At 67.7% G+C, this 18602-nt stretch carries 14 protein-coding genes; 7 read left to right on the forward strand and 7 right to left on the reverse strand.

Features of this window, described 5'->3' with window-relative positions:
• Positions 1–63 precede the first annotated feature (63 nt).
• The 6 genes from SM757_RS00825 (at position 64) to SM757_RS00850 (ending at position 8404) form a co-directional block, all read left to right on the forward strand.
• On the forward strand, positions 64–1221 hold the full coding sequence (locus tag SM757_RS00825; protein ID WP_322464186.1) for an acyl-CoA dehydrogenase family protein: 1158 nt from the start codon (positions 64–66) through the stop codon (positions 1219–1221).
• A 4-nt stretch (positions 1222–1225) separates the two neighbouring features.
• Entirely contained in the window at positions 1226–2287 is a 1062-nt protein-coding gene (locus SM757_RS00830) for an acyl-CoA dehydrogenase family protein (RefSeq protein WP_322464187.1), read from the forward strand.
• Positions 2284–3090 carry a crotonase/enoyl-CoA hydratase family protein gene (locus tag SM757_RS00835; protein ID WP_029000740.1) on the forward strand — a complete coding sequence of 269 codons (807 nt, stop codon included), beginning with the start codon at positions 2284–2286 and terminating at the stop codon, positions 3088–3090. The genes SM757_RS00830 and SM757_RS00835 overlap by 4 nt, the downstream gene beginning before the upstream one ends.
• A gap of 37 nt (positions 3091–3127) precedes the next feature.
• The gene (locus tag SM757_RS00840) at positions 3128–4252 is read left to right on the forward strand and encodes an acyl-CoA dehydrogenase family protein (protein WP_029000739.1); all 1125 of its coding nucleotides are present in this window, start codon (positions 3128–3130) and stop codon (positions 4250–4252) included.
• Positions 4253–4374: 122 nt separating this feature from the next.
• The gene (locus SM757_RS00845; RefSeq protein ID WP_322464188.1) at positions 4375–6006 is read left to right on the forward strand and encodes a methyl-accepting chemotaxis protein; all 1632 of its coding nucleotides are present in this window, start codon (positions 4375–4377) and stop codon (positions 6004–6006) included.
• A 568-nt stretch (positions 6007–6574) separates the two neighbouring features.
• A complete protein-coding gene (locus tag SM757_RS00850) occupies positions 6575–8404 on the forward strand; it encodes a methyl-accepting chemotaxis protein (RefSeq protein ID WP_084150438.1) in 1830 nt (609 codons plus the stop codon).
• 372 nt (positions 8405–8776) lie between these two features.
• Here the strand turns inward: SM757_RS00850 and SM757_RS00855 are convergent, their stop codons facing one another.
• The gene (locus tag SM757_RS00855) at positions 8777–10441 is read right to left on the reverse strand and encodes an FAD-dependent oxidoreductase (RefSeq protein WP_322464189.1); all 1665 of its coding nucleotides are present in this window, start codon (positions 10439–10441) and stop codon (positions 8777–8779) included.
• 22 nt (positions 10442–10463) lie between these two features.
• A complete protein-coding gene (locus SM757_RS00860) occupies positions 10464–11738 on the reverse strand; it encodes a cytochrome P450 (RefSeq protein WP_028997014.1) in 1275 nt (424 codons plus the stop codon).
• A 362-nt stretch (positions 11739–12100) separates the two neighbouring features.
• Here SM757_RS00860 and SM757_RS00865 point away from each other — a divergent pair, with 362 nt between their 5' ends.
• Positions 12101–12718, forward strand: a complete 618-nt coding sequence (locus SM757_RS00865; RefSeq protein WP_051241901.1) for a glutathione S-transferase family protein — start codon at positions 12101–12103, stop codon at positions 12716–12718.
• Here SM757_RS00865 and SM757_RS00870 read toward each other — a convergent pair.
• From SM757_RS00870 to SM757_RS00890, 5 genes are read right to left on the reverse strand one after another with little or no spacing between them, the layout of a single operon-like run.
• Positions 12700–13530, reverse strand: a complete 831-nt coding sequence (locus SM757_RS00870) for an SDR family NAD(P)-dependent oxidoreductase (RefSeq protein WP_051241903.1) — start codon at positions 13528–13530, stop codon at positions 12700–12702. The two genes, SM757_RS00865 and SM757_RS00870, sit on opposite strands and share 19 nt — an antisense overlap.
• A 31-nt stretch (positions 13531–13561) precedes the next feature.
• Positions 13562–14932, reverse strand: coding sequence for a phosphotransferase (locus SM757_RS00875; RefSeq protein WP_028997015.1), 1371 nt, complete (start codon positions 14930–14932; stop codon positions 13562–13564).
• Between the two features lie 3 nt (positions 14933–14935).
• A complete protein-coding gene (locus SM757_RS00880; RefSeq protein ID WP_322464190.1) occupies positions 14936–15373 on the reverse strand; it encodes a nuclear transport factor 2 family protein in 438 nt (145 codons plus the stop codon).
• A gap of 22 nt (positions 15374–15395) precedes the next feature.
• A complete protein-coding gene (locus SM757_RS00885) occupies positions 15396–16196 on the reverse strand; it encodes an SDR family NAD(P)-dependent oxidoreductase (protein ID WP_028997017.1) in 801 nt (266 codons plus the stop codon).
• 14 nt (positions 16197–16210) lie between these two features.
• Positions 16211–18511, reverse strand: coding sequence for a molybdopterin-dependent oxidoreductase (locus SM757_RS00890; RefSeq protein WP_084150440.1), 2301 nt, complete (start codon positions 18509–18511; stop codon positions 16211–16213).
• Positions 18512–18602: the final 91 nt, after the last annotated feature.

The raw sequence follows: 18602 nt of genomic DNA on the forward strand, positions 1-18602 counted from the left end.
GACGCTGTCGCGGCGCGGTGCCGGGCCCCAGCAGCCCGGCACCGCGCCCCACCAGGCAAGAACATGACGGCCATCGCATTCCGACATCACCACATTCCTGCCGAGGCCCAGGCGCTGCGCGAGCAGGTCCGTACTTTCCTGGCCGAGGCGCTCAAAGAGCGTCCGCCCTTGCGCAGCGCCGACTCCTGGATGGGCGCCGACCCGGCCTTCAGTCGCGAGCTCGGCCGGCGCGGCTGGCTCGGCATGGCGCTGCCCCGCCGCTATGGCGGCCACGAGGCCGGCCCCTGGGCCCGCTACGTGGTGATCGAGGAGCTGCTTGCCGCCGGCGCGCCAGTGTCGGCGCACTGGATCGCCGACCGCCAGAGCGGCCCGCTGATCCTTCGCTACGGCAGCGAGGCCCAGCGCGAGAAGTACCTGCCCGGCATCTGCCGCGGCGAGACGTACTTCTGCATCGGCATGAGCGAGCCCAACTCGGGCTCCGATCTGGCATCGATCCGCACCCGTGCCGTGCGTTCGACCGATGCCAAGGGCGGGTGGGTGCTCAACGGCCAGAAGATCTGGACCACCAACGCCCATTACTCGCAGTACATGATTGCACTCGTGCGCACGGGCGACAAGACAGCCGCCCGCCACGAAGGCATGTCGCAGTTCATCATCGACTTGCAGGCGCCCGGCGTCACTGTGCGGCCCATACGCGACCTGGCCGGCGGCGAGCACTTCAACGAGGTGTTCTTCGACAATGTGCACCTGGACCAGGACACCCTGGTGGGGGCCGAGGGCCAGGGTTGGGAGCAGGTCACGGCCGAGCTCGCCTTCGAGCGCAGCGGGCCGGAGCGCTTCCTCAGCAGCATCGCGCTGCTGCACACGCTCATCGACGCCTGCGGCCGCCGTCCCGACGCCCTGCAGGCCAAGGAAATCGGTCGCCTGGTGGCGCGGCTGGTAGGCCTGCGCCAGATGTCTCTGTCCGTCACGGCCGAACTCGCCGCAGGCGCCAACCCGGCATTGGCAGCCTCCTGCGTCAAGGACCTGGGCACAGCCTTCGAGCAGGAGATTCCGGAACTGGCCCAGGCCGTCCTTGACGAGCCGCCAGTCGTCGGCGGCGGCAGCGACCATGCCCAGGTGCTGGCGGCGTTGATGCAGATGGCGCCATCGTTTTCGCTGCGCGGGGGCACCCGCGAGATCCTGCGCGGCATCATCGCCCGCGGCCTGGGACTGAGGTAGCAGCATGCGTGAACTCTTCGAATCCACCATGGAACGGCTGCTGGCCGACCATGTCACGCCGGAACTGGTCAACTCGTGCGAGGCCGGCCAGTGGCCGCAGGCCCTGTGGTCGCTGCTGGAGGAGTCCGGCTTTGCAGTCGCCGCGGCGCCGGAGGCGCTCGGTGGCGCGGGCGCATCGTGGGAGGACCTGTATCCCGTCGTGCGCGCCTGCGGGCGTCACACCCTGCCCTTGCCGCTGCCCGAGACGTTGCTGGCCAACGCCCTGCTCGGACACTGCGGCCTGGAGGCACGCAACGAGCCTTTGGGTATCGCCGCGCGCTCGACGCTGAAGCTCGAAGGCTCGCGCGTGAGCGGAACGCTGCATGACGTGCCGTGGGGACGCAACGTCCACCATGCCGTGGCCATTGTCGGCGACGCCAATCCCGTGCTGGTCGTGCTCCCGCGCAGCCGTGCCACGTGCACCGAACGTGCCAACGTTGCCGGTGAGCCTCGCGACGAACTGCACTTCGACGCCGTTGCACCGGTGGCCAGTGCCGGGCTGCCGCAAGGCCTCAGTGGCGAGGCTCTGTGGCTGGGCGGCGCCATGCTGCGCAGCGCCCAGGCCGCGGGCGCACTGGAAGCCATTCTCCAGATGAGCACCACCTACGCCGGCGAGCGCGTGCAATTCGGCAAGCCTCTGGCCTCGTTCCAGGCCATTCAGCACCAGCTCGCGGTGATGGCACAGCACACCGGCTGCGTGGCCGTGGCTGCCGAGGCGGCCTTTGCCGAAGCCGGCAACTCAACCGAGCTCAACGCCTGGGCCATCGCCGCGGCCAAGGTCTGTGCTGCCGAAGGCACCGGTGTCGCGGCTGGCATGGCGCACGCCGTGCACGGTGCCATCGGCTTCACCCATGAGCACGCGCTGCAGCAGGCCACCCGTCGGCTGTGGGGCTGGCGCAGCGAGTTCGGCAACCTTAGCCACTGGGCACAGCGCCTGGGCCGCGCGGTATGCGCTGGCGGCAGTACGTCGCTGTGGCCGGCCGTCACCGCCAACCGCCTGGATCTGACCCTCGGAGAGATCGCATGACCACGACCCCGTTCCTGGCCGTCGAGCGCCAGGGTGCGGTGCTGACCGCCCGGCTCAACAGCCCCGAGACGCGCAATGCGCTCACCGAGCCCGCCCAGATGCACGAGCTCGAGGAGCTGTGCCGCAGCATCCGACGTGACCCTGCCGTCAAGGTGATGGTGCTGACCGGCGAAGGCAGCGCCTTTTGCGCCGGCGGCAACGTCAAGGACATGCGCGACCGCGGCGGCATCTTCGCCGGCAGCCCCTTCGAGGTGCGCGAAAGCTATCGCAACACGATCCAGCGCATCCCGCTGGCCCTGTACGAGCTGGACGTGCCGGTGATCGCTGCCATCAACGGGCCAGCCATCGGCGCCGGGCTGGACCTGGCGTGCATGTGCGACATCCGCATCGCGGCCGACAGCGCCCTGTTCGCCGAGAGCTTCGTGAAGGTCGGCATCGTGCCGGGCGATGGCGGGGCATGGCTGCTGCCCCGCATCGTGGGCATGCCAAGGGCGAGCCTCATGGCCTTCACCGGCGACACGATCAACGCCGCCCGAGCGCTGGAGTGGGGCCTGGTGGCCGAAGTGGTGCCGTGCGAGGCATTGGCGGAGCACGCACAGGCGCTGGCGCAACGCATTGCGGCCAACCCGGCTCACGCGCTACGCCTGACCAAGCGGCTGCTGCGCGAGGGCCAGCACATGCGCCTGGACTCGCTGCTGGAGCTCTCGGCAGCCTACCAGGCACTGGCGCACCACACCGAGGATCACCTCGAAGCGGTCAACGCCATGCTGCAGCGGCGCCCTGCGCAGTTCACGGGCCGCTGAGCGCCCTACCCCCGATACACAGCCAGACAGACTCACCATGCGACCCGTATTCCGCGAAGACCACGAACAGTTCCGCGAGCAGGCCCGGCGCTTCATCGAGCGCGAGATCGCCCCGAACCTGCACGAATGGGAAAAGGCCGGCATCGTGCCCAAGTCGCTGTGGCGCAAGGCCGGTGACGCCGGCTTGCTGTGCGTGACGGTGCCCGAGGAGTACGGTGGCGCCGGCGGCGACTTCGGGCACTCGGCCGTGATGATCGAGGAGCTCGCGCGCGTGAACGCCACGGCCGTGGGCTTCACGACCCACTCCGAGATCGTCGCGCCGTACATCGTGGCCTACGGCACGGAGGAGCAGAAACAGCGCTGGCTGCCCGGGATGGTCAGCGGCGAGACGGTGGGCGTCATCGCGATGAGCGAGCCCGGCATCGGCAGCGACTTGCGCAGCATGCGCACCACCGCACGCCGCGACGGCGACGACTACATCGTCAATGGCCAGAAGACCTTCATCACCAACGGTGGCAACGCCGACCTGATGGTCACGGCCACCAAGCTCGATCCCGCTGCCAAGGACCTCACGCTGGTGTGCGTGGAGGCTGACCGGCCTGGCTTCTCCAAGGGCCGACTGCTGGAGAAGATCGGTCTCAAGGGCCAGGACACGTCGGAGCTGTTCTTCGACAACGTACGCGTGCCCGTGGCCAACCGGCTCGGAGAGGAAAACAAGGGTTTCGGCTACCTCACGCACCAACTGGCCTGGGAGCGCACCATTATCGGGCTGCGCGCAGCGGCCTCGATCGAGGCGCTGCTGCAGGAAACCATCGACTACACGCGCGACCGCCGCGTCTTTGGCAAGACCGTGTTCGACTTCCAGAACACCAAGTTCAAGCTCGCCGAGTGCAAGGCCCAGGCCACGATGCTGCGCGTGTTTGTTGACGACTGCCTGGCCAAGGCCATGCGCGGCGAGCTCACTCCCGAGGTGGGTGCAATGTGCAAGCTCGTGGGCTCGGAAATGCAGGGCAAGGTGCTCGACGAGCTGCTGCAACTGCACGGCGGCTACGGCTTCATGAGTGAGTACAAGGTCGGCCGTGCCTGGGTCGATGCCCGGGTGGCGCGCATCTACGGCGGCACTTCCGAGATCATGAAGGAAATCATCAGCCGCTCCCTGTGAGCCAGGCGGGTCGCGCCAACGGCCCGCCGACGTACGACCCGCGAGGCCACTTCACCGCGGCGGCCTGTGCCGCGGCCTGAACACGCCTGTGTCTGCAGCTCCGACTCCCGACGAAAACGACCATGCGCCATACCGGCCCCGTGACCGGCTGCGAGTACGTGCTGGAAGAGGGCACGACGCTGGTGTCGACCACTGACCTCAAGAGCCGCATTACCTACGGCAATCCGGCCTTTATACGGGCCAGCGGCTACACGCGCGAGGAGCTGTTGGGCCAGCCACACAACTTGATCCGCCATCCGGACATGCCGTCCGAGGCGTTTCGCGACCTCTGGGCCACCATCCGGGATGGGCGGCCCTGGTCCGGGGTGGTGAAGAACCGCCGCAAGAACGGGGACCACTACTGGGTACTGGCCAACGTGACGCCCGTGATCGAGGACGGCTGCGTGGCAGGCTACCTGTCGGTGCGAAGCAAGCCTTCGCGCGAGCAGGTGGCCGAGGCCGAAGCGCTGTACGCACACATGCGCGAGCAGCCCGGGCGCTATGTGCTGCAACACGGCGAGTTGCATGTTCGCACTGTGCTGGGCCGGCTGCATTCGGCGCTGCGCTGGGGCCTGGGAGCCCGCATTGCGGGGTTGAGCATCGCCAGCTCGCTGGCCTGTAGCGTCCTGGCCGCAACCGGGTTGAACGCGGGCCTGACCCTGGGTGCAACACTTGCCCTGGCCGCCACGACAGCACTGCTGCTGCGACGCATGGCCGTGGCGCCGCTGCAATCGGCCATTGTCACGGCCAACCGCCTGGCCGCCGGCCAACTCGGGCTTGCGAAGGCGACTGGCGGCGACGACGAGACCGAGCAGCTCATGCGCGCCCTGACACAGCTCGACGTGAGCCTGCAGGCCATTGTCGGCGACGTACGCAGCGAGGTGGACGGCATCCGCACGGCCTCCCAGCAGATCGCCGCGGGCAATGCCGACCTGGGTGCTCGCACCGAGCTGCAGGCCGGCAGCCTGCAGCACACGGCCTCGTCGGTGGAGGAAATCGCCGTCACGCTGCGCCACGGCGCCGAGCATGCCGAGACCGCGCGCGGCCTGGCGCAGGAGGCCGCCGACGCGGCGCGCCAGGGCGGGCAGTCGATGCAGGAGATGGTTCAGCGCATGGGCGAGATCCGCGAGGCCTCGCAGCGCATCGGCGAGATCATCCAGGTCATCGACAGCATCTCGTTCCAGACCAACATCCTGGCGCTCAACGCCGCGGTGGAGGCGGCGCGCGCCGGCGAGGCCGGGCGCGGCTTCGCGGTCGTGGCCGGCGAGGTGCGCGCCCTGGCGGGCAAGACCACCGACGCGGCGCGCGAGATCAAGAACCTCATCGGCGACGCCACCTCCCGCGTGGAAGCCGGCAACGCGCTGGCCGAGGCCACGGGCCGCACCGTGCGCCAGAGCGCGCAGGCGGTGGACCGGGTGTTCGGCCTGATCGCCGACATGAGCCGCGCCGCGCAGGAGCAGGCGCAGGGCGTGGAACTCGTCAACAAGTCCGTGAGCCAGCTCGACAGCGTCACGCAGCAAAACGCCGCGATGGTGGAGCAGCTCTCCACGGCAGCCCGCTCGCTGCACCACCGGGCCGAAGTCGTGGTGGAGTCGGTTCGCATCTTCCGCACCGCGCATGGCGGTGCTGCAACGCCAGCACCACAGCGGCTCGAGCAGTCCGCGGGTGCGGCTCGGCCACGTATACCGGTGCGCAAGCACACCACGCCGGCCTGACACGCCGGCTCGCTATCCACCATGCCGCCAGCGCAGCGGCATCGCATGGCCTCCAGCGGAGGCGCGCTGTACAGGCGTGCTCCTGGCCTGAACCGCAAGCCAAAAAACGCTCTTCCGCCTTGCAGTGCTGCAGCGGTCTTGCGCAAGACGTCCTCGCGCCGTTTCGTACAGGCAGCACGCAACTAGGCAGTGCTCTTTGCATGGGGACTTGCCGCGAAGCACGCACTGCTCACGCGCGAATGCCATCCCGGCGTCAGCGGTGCATGCCCCGCGCTGCGCGCCTGGAATGCCGTGCTGCAGCAACGGCGCTTCCTGCAGGGCACGCATGAGCTGCGCCAGCTTGAGTTCCATGCGTTCGAACAACGCATATGGGCAAGAATCATGTAGTTGCTGTATCAACTAGATCAACAATTGCGAATCACATAAGACCTTGTGCACTGTCGAATCCAAAGATCGGCAGCTTTCGCAACCAATGTTGCGGAGTTCGTGCCTCATGTCGGTGAACAAGGGGTCGATTCAGAAGTTCCACAAACCGTGCCGCTAGTCGCGGCGTGCCGAGGTCGCCTTGATGCCCTACTCCTCCTCCTTCGTGCGCTCTCCTGGCCGCCGATCGTCCCTGCAGAACTTGCTTGGCAACATGACAATTGGACGGCGCCTGGCCCTGGCGTTCGGGACCGTTCTGGCACTTTTTGCCGGGACGACGGGATTCTCCGTGTTCCAGACCGGTCGGCTGCAGCAGGACATGGGTGCCACCATGCGTTCGAGTACCGAGCTCATTGCAGCAGCCGAGCAAATGCGCGCGCAGATCAACGAGAGCTACATGAGCGGCCTGCTTGTCATGCTCTCGACGCAGTCCGAGGAAATCAGTTTCCACGCCGGCCGAATCGAGAAGCAGATTGCTGCTTATGCGGCGGCCAAAGGTCGCTTGATGGAACTGACCCATGAGGGCAACGACATTGCGGGCATGCTCGAGGCGCTCAAGCCGCTGACCGAATCAGAGGGTGCGATGGGGCTGATGAGGCAGGCGCTGAGTGCTCGCATCTCCGATGGCGCGCGCGCAGGTGACGCCGACGTGCCGCTCGACGAGGCCCAGGTGGCCACGATGGCGTTCAGCGTGAAGAACGAAGTCGATTTCTGGGCCAAGTCGGTGGATGGCGTGGTCGCCGCGGTGCGACAGGCCGGCGAAGAGGCGCAGGCTCGGACCGAAGCCGCCGTGGCGTTGTCGCGCCGGATCCAGTTGCTTGCCGCGGGCGCGGGGCTGGCCATCAGCGTGCTGGCGGCTTGGCTGATTGCGCGCAGCGTCAGTGTCCCGCTGCGCCGTGCCGTCGCAGTCGCCGAGGAAGTGGCCCAAGGTAACCTGTCGCAGCCCATTGAAACGTCCCTGCGCGACGAGACCGGTGCGTTGCTGGCGGCGCTGGGTCGGATGCAGGCCAGCCTGCGGGAGGTAGTGGGCGCGGTTCGCGATACCGCCCATACGATCGAGGTTGCATCTACCGAGGTGGCCAGCAGCAGCCAGGACCTTTCCGCGCGCACCGAGAACGCCGCCGCCAATCTTCAGCGCACCGCAGGCTCGATGAGCCAGCTCGCCGGTGCCGTGCAGCAGACAGCGACTTCGGCCCACATGGCCAACGACGTCGCTGGCAGCGCCGCTGCCACTGCGCAGCACGGTGGCCGGGTGGTTGCCGACGTCGTTGCCAGCATGGAGCAGATTGCGCTCCAGTCGCGCCGCATCAGCGAGATCATCGGCGTGATCGACGGTATTGCGTTCCAGACCAACATCCTGGCGCTCAACGCCGCGGTGGAGGCCGCGCGCGCAGGCGAGCAAGGGCGTGGCTTTGCCGTCGTGGCTGCCGAGGTGCGCAACCTGGCTCAGCGCAGCGCGCTGGCCGCCAAGGACATCAAGCAGCTGATCGGCAGCTCCGTGGACCAGGTGAACTCGAGCAGCCAACTGGTACAGAAGGCGGGACAGACGATGACGACGCTGGTCGGCTCGGTGCAGCAGGTCAGCCACATGATTTCCCAGATCACCGATGCCGCTGGGGCCCAGAGTTCGGGCATCGGCGAGGTACACGCCGCAATGACGGATCTTGAGCAGATGACCCAGCAGAACGCCGCGATGGTGGAGCAAAGCGCGGCAGCGGCAGCTTCGCTGCAGGCACAGGCACAGCGGCTGTCGCAGATGGTGGCGACATTCAAGCTCCATGCCGGCGATGATGCTGAGTACGCTTCAATCGAGGTAAGCGATCGCCCCAGGGCAGTCAGCATCCACAGCAACGCTGTGCGGCATCGCTACGCCGTCGAACGCAACCCGATGGCCCAGGCGCCGGCGGATTCTTCCGTGACCGGCAGCCATGGGGCCGGTGCCGACGTGGGAACAACATTCCTGGGCCAGGCCTGACGGGACAGCACCTGGCACAGGCCCGTACCGGCCTGTGCCAGGTGCATGCCGGTTGCGGGCTTTACGCGCGCCCAGGGCTTGATCCGGCATACGTCCGGGACGCACCGTATGCATGCCGCCATCGGTTTTCCGCGCGGTGCGGGCGTGGGAATGACGCGGCGCGTACTGCAACGCCGCACCTGCCCTGAAACGGCTCCAACCGCTTCTTACACTGTCCGTGGCGAGCAGCGCGTGCGGCAACGGCACCACCGTGCCGGAGAAGGCTCCACTGGCAGCTTGGGAACTCCTGGCGTCAGGCGCGCGGCCCTCATCAAGACATCTCGCGGCAGGAACGCGACTGCGCACTGTCGCGCAGGTTACGGCCAACAGCAGTCAGGCAGCACCAGCCAGCGCGTGTCCCGCAATGAAGCCAAAGGTCAACGACAGCGTGTTGTTCGCGCCGTTTCCCGGCGCACGCCCTCGCCACAATGAATTCATGTCCAGCCCGATGGCGTACAGCCCCGGCACAGGCGCGTCCTGCATGTCGAGCACGCGAGCCCGGGCGTCCACGCGCAAGCCCACGGTGGTGGTCGAGTCGCCAGGAAATACCTTCAGCGCGTAGAAAGGCGCCTTGTGCACCGGGCCCAGGCAGGGGTTGGGACCGTGGGACGGATCGCCCATGACATGGTCGGCGCGCGCGTTGCCTCGTTCGAAGTCCTCGTCGACACCACGCTCGGCCTGTCCATTGAAGCGATTGACGGTCGCTTCCAGTGCGTGAGGCGGTACACCGATGGCCGCGGCCAGCGCCTGCAGCGTCGGTGCCGTGACAATGTAGCCTTCAGCAATCATGCGTCGCAGACCCCAACCACCGGGGCGCACAAGTCCCAGGCCATAGCGGTGGATGAATGCCTCGTCGCACACGAGGTACGCAGGTACCGAGCCGCTGCGGTGCATGGGCTCGACGAGGTTGGTGGCGGACTCGTTGCCAAAGCGCTTGCCCTGGGCGTTGACTGCAATGCAGCCGGGCTTGCCACGGTCGAGGAACAGGTGCGGGAACTTGCGCACCGAGCCGTCCGCTCGCTGCAGCACCGACACCACCACCCAGCCGGCATTGCTGAGGTTCTCACCGTCGAAGCGTCCACCAGCCGCACGCGCCGCCGCCAGGCCGTCGCCGGTGTTTCCCTCGGGTACGAGCGAGACGTGGTGCTCGGCATAGGGGATGAACTGACGTCGCATCTCGCTATTGGCCGAGAATCCACCCGTGGCCAGCACCACGCCGCGCCGGGCCCGCACCTCCAGTTGCTCCCCACCGCGCTGCAGCACCACACCGGTGACCCTGCCCTGCTCGACAAGCAGCCGCTGCATGGGCGCCTGGCGCCACAGCGTCACGCCGGCGTCCAGCGCCGAGCGCAGCAACCGGGCCGCCAGCGCATTGCCCATGGTCAGACGCGTGCCACGCGGATGCCGCGCGAGCCTGTCCAGCCCGAAGCGCAAGGCGAGCCGCGCCATGTGCCTGAACGCCGCGAAGGAGCGCGTCGCGTTGGCTGCATGCCCCATGTCGGCCAGTCCGATCATCATGCCCCCGGGTGCATTGAATTCCGTCAGTGGCGGGCGCAGCTGTGCAAAATGTGGACCCAGCTCGCGCGCGTCGTACTCCAGCGGGACCAGCAGGCGGCCTTCGCGCGAGAACCCGCTGGCAGCCGGATGCCAGTCGGCGAAGCCACGCTGCACCGCAAAGCGCACGGCGGTGTGTGCATGCAGGAAGTCCACCATGCGTGGCGCGGCGTCGAGGAATGCCTCAAGCAGGTCGGCACGCAGGGTCGGGCCCACTACCTCGTGAACATAGCGCGCGGCTGTACCGGCAGCCTCGCCCAGGCCGGCCTGCGTTGCGAGCGTGCTGCCCGGCACCCAGACGCCTCCGCCTGACAGCGCCGTCGTGCCGCCAAACCACGCTGTCTTTTCTGCCAGCAACACGTCCAGCCCGTGCCGGGCGGCAACGGTAGCGGCCGTGAGACCGGCACCGCCGGACCCTACGACGACCACGTCCTTCTCGATCATGGGCCCCATGCCGAGGATGGCCTCAGCCCCAGACAACGGGCACGGCGTGCGGCCCGCGCAGCTGTGCTCCGGTGATCTGCGGGGCCGGCTGCGCCGGATCCAGTCGAACGTCGGGCAGCAGATCCAGCACCGCGTTGAGGGCTACCTGCAGCTCGGTCTTGGCGATGAACTGGCCAATGCACATGTGCGGCCCGAACCCGAATCCGAAGGACGGCTTGGGTTTGCGATCGATGTCGAAGGTCTCGCTGTTCTCGAACGCTTCCTCGTCGCGGTTGGCCGAGGCCACGATGCACTGCACCATGGCGCCCTTGGGGATCTTCACGCCCCGGATCTCCAGGTCCTTTGCGGCCTGACGCACCTTGAAGGTGGCCACGGGCTCGAAGCGCACGGCTTCGTCGATGGCCTTGGACACCAGGCTGCGGTCGCGCCTCACGCGCTCCAGCAGTTCGGGGCGCTCCAGCAGCAGCACCATCAACGAGCCAAAGGTGCGGGTGGTGGTTTCGCCGGCCGCAGGCAGCAGGGAGCGCACGAACGTGGTGACCTCGTGGTCGTCCAGCGAGCGGCCCTCGTACTCCGCACGGATGAGTCGGCTGATGAGGTCCTCGCCGGTGGCACCGTTGGCGCGTACCTGTGCCACCTGGACCTTCACGGCGTCGTACAGCGCCTGCGCTGCCTCCATGGCCGCCTTGCGGGCAACGCGCGCGCGTTCGGCGTCCACTTGCGGTCCGGCGAGGATGGCCAGCGCCCAGGCGGCGTACTGCTTGACCTGCTCGGGCTTGTCGTCGGGAAAGCCGATGAGCGCGTAGATCAGCCGGATCGGGAAATGCAGGCCGAAGTCCATCAGGTCCGCGCGTCCCTGGGGCACCAGGGGCTGCAGGTACTCCTCGCGCACGATGCGGTCCATCCTGGGCCTCCAGCGGTTGACCACCTCGGGCATGAAAATGGGCTGCAGCAGGGCGCGGGCGCGACGGTGCGCCTCGCCGTCCATGCCGGTGAGGATGAGCCCGTCGAAGAACGAGCCCAGCCCCTCGGCAATGAAGCCGCTGGTGAAGTTGGCTGCGTCGCGCAGCACGGCCATCACGTCGGCGTACTTGAAAAGCGTGAACGTGGGGCGGTCGGGGTCGAGGCCCGCGATGTTGGGCACACCCAGACGCCCCATGAAGTTTTCTTCCAGTACCGGCGAGTCGCGTCGCATTTCACGGTAAAGGGCATTCAGATCGACATCGGCTCCCCGGTAGTTGTCGGCCACGCCGGAAAAAGCGCGCTCCAGCGACTGGTCCTTGGTTGCTGCGGTCACGATCGTCTCCTTTCAGTCAGGGGCGGCCCGGACCTTGCCGGTCACCGGTCGCGCCCTTATATTGAACACATTTTCAAATTCTGATCTTTTGACGCCCGCCACACAAGCGCCTGCGACGCCGCTTCCACCCGGCGTCTTGCGCTGCGTCAACGCTCGGCGGCAATCTCCCGGCAGATCAGGGAAAACCATCAGTAGAGGGAATAGAGCAGGCCGCCATAGAGTTGAGCCATCAACTATTTTCCATCTTTGGCGCCACTATCGAGTGCAGCCTTGGCACGCACGCATGCGCATGCGCATGCGCATGCCGGCCGTGCCGATCCGTTCCACTGTCCGCGCCGTCAGGCGCACCAAGGAAGCCAGCCATGCTGACCCTGTACCACGCCCCCGGTTCCGTATCGTCGCGCATCGCATGGTTGCTCGAAGAACTCGGTGCGATGTATGAACTCGTGAACGTTGCCGATCCGTACAGCACGGGCGGCCGGGCCGATGCACGCAATCCCCATCCGCACGGCTTCACACCGGCACTCGATCACGACGGCCGGATCGTCACAGAGACCGGGGCGATCGCGTTGTACCTCACGGACCTGTTCCCAAATGCGCAGGTCGGCGTGCCTGCGGGCGACGCGCTGCGTGGGCGATACCTCACCTGGCTGTTCTACCAGGTGGGGCTCACCGAACCGCTGGTGTACATGAAGGGCACTCAGGCCTTGTCCCGGGATGCCGCGATGGCCCGGCTGGACGCGGCGATGATGCAGCACATCGAGGCAACGCTTGCGGAGTCCGGCCCCTACCTGCTGGGCGAGCGCTTCACGGCGGCGGACATCCTGATGATGAGCCTGTTCGAACAGGCTCGCCCGCTGCTAGGCGCCAGCCCGTCGATCGATGCCTACCTCGCCCTGGCCGATCGTCCGGCTCGGCGCCGGGCGCTGCAGCGCGACAAGCCGCACGCGCCCTCAGCAGTTCACGCGGCGGGACCGTAGAAGTTGTCGAGGAAGCGGCTCTGCGCTTCCACGCGTTCGCGGCGCACGCGTGCTGAGACCAGCGAGTCCGTCGAGCCCTCGGGTGCGCTGAGCACGACGGTGGGCCCTTGACCCAGGCGCGCCAGTCCGACACGTGCCACCTCCTGCGAGGGCGTCAAGTGCACGGCGTCGGGCGACAGCCCGTGCTTGGCAAACACGGTGCGCAGCTTGGGCGTGTCGGTCGCCCCCAGCAGCACGTTGAGCACATCCACGCCATGCGGCTTGAGCTCCTTCCACAGGCTTTCGCCAAAGTTCAGCGCATAGCCCTTGGTGGCCGTGTAGATGGCCAGCCGCCCCGTGCCGCCCAACGCCGCCTCGGAACCCACCAGGACGATGCCGCCGCGCCCACGCGCGACAAGGGCCGTCGCAAAGCGGTGGCAAGCCTCGGTGAGCAAGTCGATGTTGCGTTGCAGCAGCGTGCGCCAGGCCTCGTAGGAACTCTCAAGGAAGCGGCCGCCGACGCTGTCGCCGCCGGCGTTGAACACCACCAGGCCAAGATCCAGGCCGTCAGCGACGTGCTGCAGCGCGGCTGCGGCGCCGGGCGTCGACAGGTCCAGCGCCAGGGTGCGCACCTGCACGGCGTACGTCTGCCGGATGCGCGAGGCCAGTTCCCCGAGCTTGTCCGGACGGCGGGCGACCAGGATCACGTTGAGGCCCTTGGCCGCGGCCTGCAGCGAGAACTCCGCGCCGGTGCCTTCGGACGCGCCGGCCACCAGGGCCCAGGGGCCGTAGCGGTCGAGAAAATCGCGGTCGGATGAAGTGGTCTGGGTCACGGGTGAGTGCTCCGTCGTGGTGGACAAGGGTTCAGCGGGTGGGAGGCAGGTGTACCTGCGTGGCCGAGCGGCCGATGCGGGTCGGGCCGAAGACATGCATGCGGCGGGCCTCCATCGTGGCGAACAGCCGCAGCAGCGTTTCGTCGTGCTCGGGCCCGGCCTCTTGCACATGGCGCTCAAGCGCAGCTTCCGCCGCGCAGCAGTTGTCGAAGCGTCGGCCCAGCAGCGTGCTGATGTCATGGAGGTTGCGCGCCTCAAGCTCCGTGCCCATGGCGTCGGCACGCTGGAGCCACTCGATGAGCTTGTCCGCGGCCTCCTGGCGCGACTGCTGCAGCTTGTCCGGCGTCTCGATGCGCGACACCGTGTCAGCGAGCTTGGCCAACAGCGCAGCATGGTTGCCCGTGTGCTCGGACAGGGGTGGCTCCAGCGGCAGCCTGATGCCCGTGAGGCCGCTCATCGCCTGCAGGATGACCTGGCGCAGGGCGAGGTCGAACTCCAGGTACACCGCGTGTTCGTCACCGGGCCGCCCGGCACCGACCGTGCCGGTGAACTGCATGGTGCCCAGCGTGGCGAACTGCAGCGTGTGGAAGTCGATCACCTCGTGGTCAACGGGCTCGCCGCTGAACTCCTCGTAGAGCTGGAGCAGCACCGGGAACGACTCGCCCAACGGCTCGTAGTTGTCGCGCATGCGCATCGTCGCGAGGTCGACCATGGGGTCGCCAATCATGCTGAACTCGAAGTCGTACAGCCCGGTCATGCGGCCATCCTGGAACAGGAACTGGCCCGAGTCGAACTGTATGAAGCTGGCCCGGGTGCGGTGCGTGGGCACGTTGCGCTTCAGCCAACCGATCACGAACTCGAGCATCGGTTCGGGGCGGCTCCTGGTGCGCAGATAGTGCGGCATGTAGGCGCCCAGGCCGACGAGCGCAATCTCGCGCGCGCCCTGCGGCAGGTGCAGCCCCCGGGCCACGAAGGACTCCACCGGCACGCGGTGCATGGCCGCGACCTCGGCGATGTACTGGCGTGCGACGGTTCGTCGCTCGGCATCACTGGCCGCGTCAGCGACCCGGCGCGTGCCGGGCAGCGCGTCCATCAGGATGCACGGCGGCTCGCTGCAGTAGCCATGGATGCGGGGCACGGCGATGCCATGTTCGCCCAGCACGCTGATGACGTCAGCCTCGCGCTTGAGCTCCGGAAAGATTGCGACGTCGCCGCCGCGGTCTCCGCGCAGGTGCAGCTTCATCAGCTCGCCACCGCGCTCGACATCGACAAACCATGCGGGACGCCAACGCACCTGGCGCTCCATGCGCACGACCTTGCCCCCCGTGGCGTGCTCGACGAAGGCGCGCAGCCGGGCCTGACCGTCGGCGCCGTAATCCGTCGTGGTATCGGTGCAGGCCATCGCTCAGGCCTCCACCGGCTGCTCGAGTCCGCAGAGCCGGGCCGGATCGGTGCCGGTCTGCCGCGAGAGGTCGTGCAGGTCGAAGTACTCTCGCCAGGCCGTGATCAGGGTCTGGTCGTCGAGATCGAACACTGCCATCAGCGCGTGCCGGACTGTGCGGCCGTTGCGGCCGAAGTGGTCCAGCCGCTCGGTGACCACGGAGCGCTCATCGGACCACATGCGCACGATGCCACAGCGTGCCCACTCGGTGTAGCCAAGCTGCCGCTGGATCTCCCTGCGCAACGACTCGCGACCGCGGATGACCGGGCCATGAGGCACGTACAGTTCCCAGTACCCATCGGGCGCGAACATGGAAACGATCTTTTCCACGTCGGGCCGCCGGGTCTCGTCGCCCCAGGCGTCGAGGAACTCGCGTACCGCCTGCTCCTGCTTGTGTCCCATGCTCGGTCTCCGTCTGTCTCGATCAGCGCAGAAGGTGGCGCACCACCTGCACGTGCGGCACGGTGCAGCTCATGCCACCGTCCGCACGCATGAGCGCACCGTTGATGTAGGCGGCCTCGTCAGAGGCCAGGAAGGTCGCCAGCGCGGCGATGTCGTCGCTGCGCCCCAGGCGCGGCACGTTGTGCAGTTCCAGGAAGGCTTCCTGCATGGCGCCATTTGCCCAAGCCTGCATGGCCGGTGTCTGGATCACGCCGGGCAGGATCGCGTTGCAGCGAATGCCCTGCTTGCCGAAGGTCGCAGCGATCGTCTGCACGTACCAGTTGACCATGGCCTTGGAGCCGCCATAGCTGAACTGGGCCACGTCGCCACCCAGAGAGCTCGTGGACGAGGTGAACAGGATCGAGCCCCCGCCTTGTCTGAGCATGTGCGGGATGGCCAGCTTGCTGGCCAGCACGCCACCCAGCACGTTGACCCGCACCACATCGAAGAAGCGTTCGCTGCTGAACGACAGGAAATCCTTGTCCGCCTTGCCGGCGCCCGCGGTGTTCACCGCGTTGTTGAACAACACGTCGATGCGGCCCAGCCGGGTCACCGCTTGCTCGACCATCGCGACGAGCTGTTCTTCCACCCCCACATCCACGGCCAGCGCCAGGGCCTGGCCACCAGCGGCGGATATCTCCTCCGCGACCGTCTGTGCCGCGTCGCCACGCAGGTCGGTGACCATGACGCGCGCGCCCTCGGCAGCAAAGCGCAGCGCGCTGGCGCGGCCGATGCCGCTGCCTGCGCCAGTGATGCAGGCCACCTTGCCTCGCAGTCGCGCCATTCCGATCCCCCCTGTCAAGCGCTTGCGATCCCAGGCGCCTGGCGCAGTCCAGGCAGCGTCGATTCCGGCAGGGGTTCGTGCGATATCGATGAGGCACGCAAGCCATCGCCGATGCGCACCACCTGGACGGGAATGCCGTTGAGCACCGCGTTGCCCGACGCGGCATCGACCAGGCGAGCCGGGCTCAGCAGGTTGATGTTGACACCCGCATGCTCGGCGGCCGTGTGCTGTCGCGTGCCGGGCTGCCCATGTCCCCAGCCGTGCGGCAGCGACACCACGCCGGGACGAATATCGGTGGTCGGCTCGGCGGGCACCTCGAGCGCGCCACTCTCGCTTTGCACCCGCACCAAGTCTGCGTCGGCGATGCCCAGGCGCCGGGCATCGTCGACGTGGATCTGCAGCGTGCAGCGGTCGCGCCCCTTCACGAGCACCTCCACGTTATGCATCCACGAATTCAGCGAGCGCAACTGTCGCCGGCTGACGAGGACGAGGCAGGGCGCAGGTGCCACCATCGCCTGCTCCAGGCGTGGCAGGTCACCCAGCATGTGTGCAGGCGCCAGCTCGAGCCTGCCGGACGGGGTGGTGAAGGCGGCGGCACCCTGCGACGGTGCGTGTCCGAGCACGATGCCGTCGGGCTGGTCCTTGAACGCCTGAAGATTCAGGCCTTCAGGCCGCTCTCCGAACCTGTCTCCGAACGGCCCCGTGCGGATGCACAGGTCGAGGATGCGCTCCGCGCCATGCGAGGGCAGCGCTGCGAATGCCACCGCGCGCGGCACGCCGAGCTGGTCGCACATCGCGCCGAAGTACTCGTCGTCGAGCCGATCGAGGTCCGCGTGCGGATTGCCACCGATGATCGAGCCCAGGCGCGCGAGCACCTGCCATTCCGGTGGCCGGTCCCGCCGCGGGAACAGCGCCGGCGAGTAGTGCCCGCCGCTGGTCAGGCTGAAGGGCCAGGCCCAGATGTCCCAATGCGGCTGCTCCAGCGGAGAGAGCGCCGGCAGGATCACATGGGCATGGCGCGTCGTCTCGTTGATGTACAGGTCGACGCTGACCATGCATTCAAGCTGCGGCAGCGCTGCTGCCAGCCGGGCCGACCCGGGCGCAGACAGCACCGGATTGCAGCCTGAGGTGACCAGGCCGCGAATGCGCCCGGCTCCGGGAGTGTCGATTTCCTCGGCGAGGCACGACGCCGGGTACTGACCGAGCACGCCCGGCACGCCGCGCACGCGCATGGGCGGCCCGAGCAGCGGCGCATCGGTCGGATACGGCGGCGTGAGCTTCAGATGCGGAGCGACGCAGGTGCTCCACATCACGCCACCCTCTTGGTCCATGTTGCCGGTGAGCACTGCCACCACGTCGATCAGCCAGGAGGCCAGCGTGCCGAACTCCTGGGTGCAGGTCCCGATGCGGCCATACACTGCGGCACGCGGTGCCTGGCCGATCTCCTGCGCCAGGGCCCGGATCGTGGCTGCCTCCACGCCACAGAAGGACGCGACGCGCTCGGGAGGCCAGGCCCTGGCCAGGACCCGGACCTCCTCCAGGCCGTTGACGAGGCCTTCCAGGTGCCCGAGGCGAACCAGTCCCTCCTGGAACAGCACATGGACGACGCCCAGCAGCAGCGCTGCGTCAGTGCCCGGGCGGATGCCGATCCACTGGTCGGCGGCCCGGGCCGTCCCAGTGCACACCGGGTCGATGACCACGACGCGTCCGCCACGCGAGCGCAGCGCCTTGATGGCGCCCATCACGTCCCGGTGCGAAAAGATGCTGCCCTTGGACGCTGCCGGGTTGCCGCCCACGATGACGAACAGGTCCGTGTGATCGATGTCCGGAATGGGCATCTTCCACATGTCCCCGTACATCAGGAAGGTCGACACGTTCTTGGGAAGCTGGTCGACGCTGGACGACGAGAAGCGTTGCGCGAAGCCGGCCTGGCGAACCATGAGCATCATGTAGCGGCTGGTGTCGAAGCCGCCCTTGTTCATGTTGCCGCCGTAAAAGGCAAAGGCCTTGGGACCGTGGCGGTGGCGCACACCCTGCGCGAGTTCGTCGATGCGCTGGAACGCGGCGTCCCAGGACACCTCACGCCATGTGGTTCCGTCGCGCACGACAGGGTGCCGCAGCCGGTCGGGATCATGATGCACCGCGCCCAGTGTCGTGCCCTTGGGACAGATGTGACCCCGGCTGAAGACGTTGTCCGGATCCGGCCGGATGGCGATGACGCGCTCGTCCTGCGTCGCGACCTTCAGCCCGCACATGCCCTCGCACAGCGGACAGGTGCGTCGATGGACCTGGACAGGGTCATGGGTGCTGCTCATGCGGCCCAGTCTAGGCAGCCCGGTTCGGGCAGGCGTGTAGCGTGCACTTCGGCTATGGCATGGGGCGTTTCATCGATAGCGTTCCCCGCTT

Source organism: Azohydromonas lata (assembly GCF_034427735.1).
GTDB lineage: Bacteria > Pseudomonadota > Gammaproteobacteria > Burkholderiales > Burkholderiaceae_C > Azohydromonas > Azohydromonas lata.

What these genes read in the sequence shown, in the direction of transcription:
- SM757_RS00825 (WP_322464186.1), top strand. Translation starts at nt 64, where the DNA reads ATGACGGCCATCGCATTCCGACATCACCACATTCCTGCCGAGGCCCAG.
- SM757_RS00830 (WP_322464187.1), top strand. Translation starts at nt 1,226, where the DNA reads ATGCGTGAACTCTTCGAATCCACCATGGAACGGCTGCTGGCCGACCAT.
- SM757_RS00835 (WP_029000740.1), top strand. Translation starts at nt 2,284, where the DNA reads ATGACCACGACCCCGTTCCTGGCCGTCGAGCGCCAGGGTGCGGTGCTG.
- SM757_RS00840 (WP_029000739.1), top strand. Translation starts at nt 3,128, where the DNA reads ATGCGACCCGTATTCCGCGAAGACCACGAACAGTTCCGCGAGCAGGCC.
- SM757_RS00845 (WP_322464188.1), top strand. Translation starts at nt 4,375, where the DNA reads ATGCGCCATACCGGCCCCGTGACCGGCTGCGAGTACGTGCTGGAAGAG.
- SM757_RS00850 (WP_084150438.1), top strand. Translation starts at nt 6,575, where the DNA reads ATGCCCTACTCCTCCTCCTTCGTGCGCTCTCCTGGCCGCCGATCGTCC.
- SM757_RS00855 (WP_322464189.1), bottom strand. Translation starts at nt 10,441, where the DNA reads ATGATCGAGAAGGACGTGGTCGTCGTAGGGTCCGGCGGTGCCGGTCTC.
- SM757_RS00865 (WP_051241901.1), top strand. Translation starts at nt 12,101, where the DNA reads ATGCTGACCCTGTACCACGCCCCCGGTTCCGTATCGTCGCGCATCGCA.
- SM757_RS00875 (WP_028997015.1), bottom strand. Translation starts at nt 14,932, where the DNA reads ATGGCCTGCACCGATACCACGACGGATTACGGCGCCGACGGTCAGGCC.
- SM757_RS00880 (WP_322464190.1), bottom strand. Translation starts at nt 15,373, where the DNA reads ATGGGACACAAGCAGGAGCAGGCGGTACGCGAGTTCCTCGACGCCTGG.
- SM757_RS00885 (WP_028997017.1), bottom strand. Translation starts at nt 16,196, where the DNA reads ATGGCGCGACTGCGAGGCAAGGTGGCCTGCATCACTGGCGCAGGCAGC.
- SM757_RS00890 (WP_084150440.1), bottom strand. Translation starts at nt 18,511, where the DNA reads ATGAGCAGCACCCATGACCCTGTCCAGGTCCATCGACGCACCTGTCCG.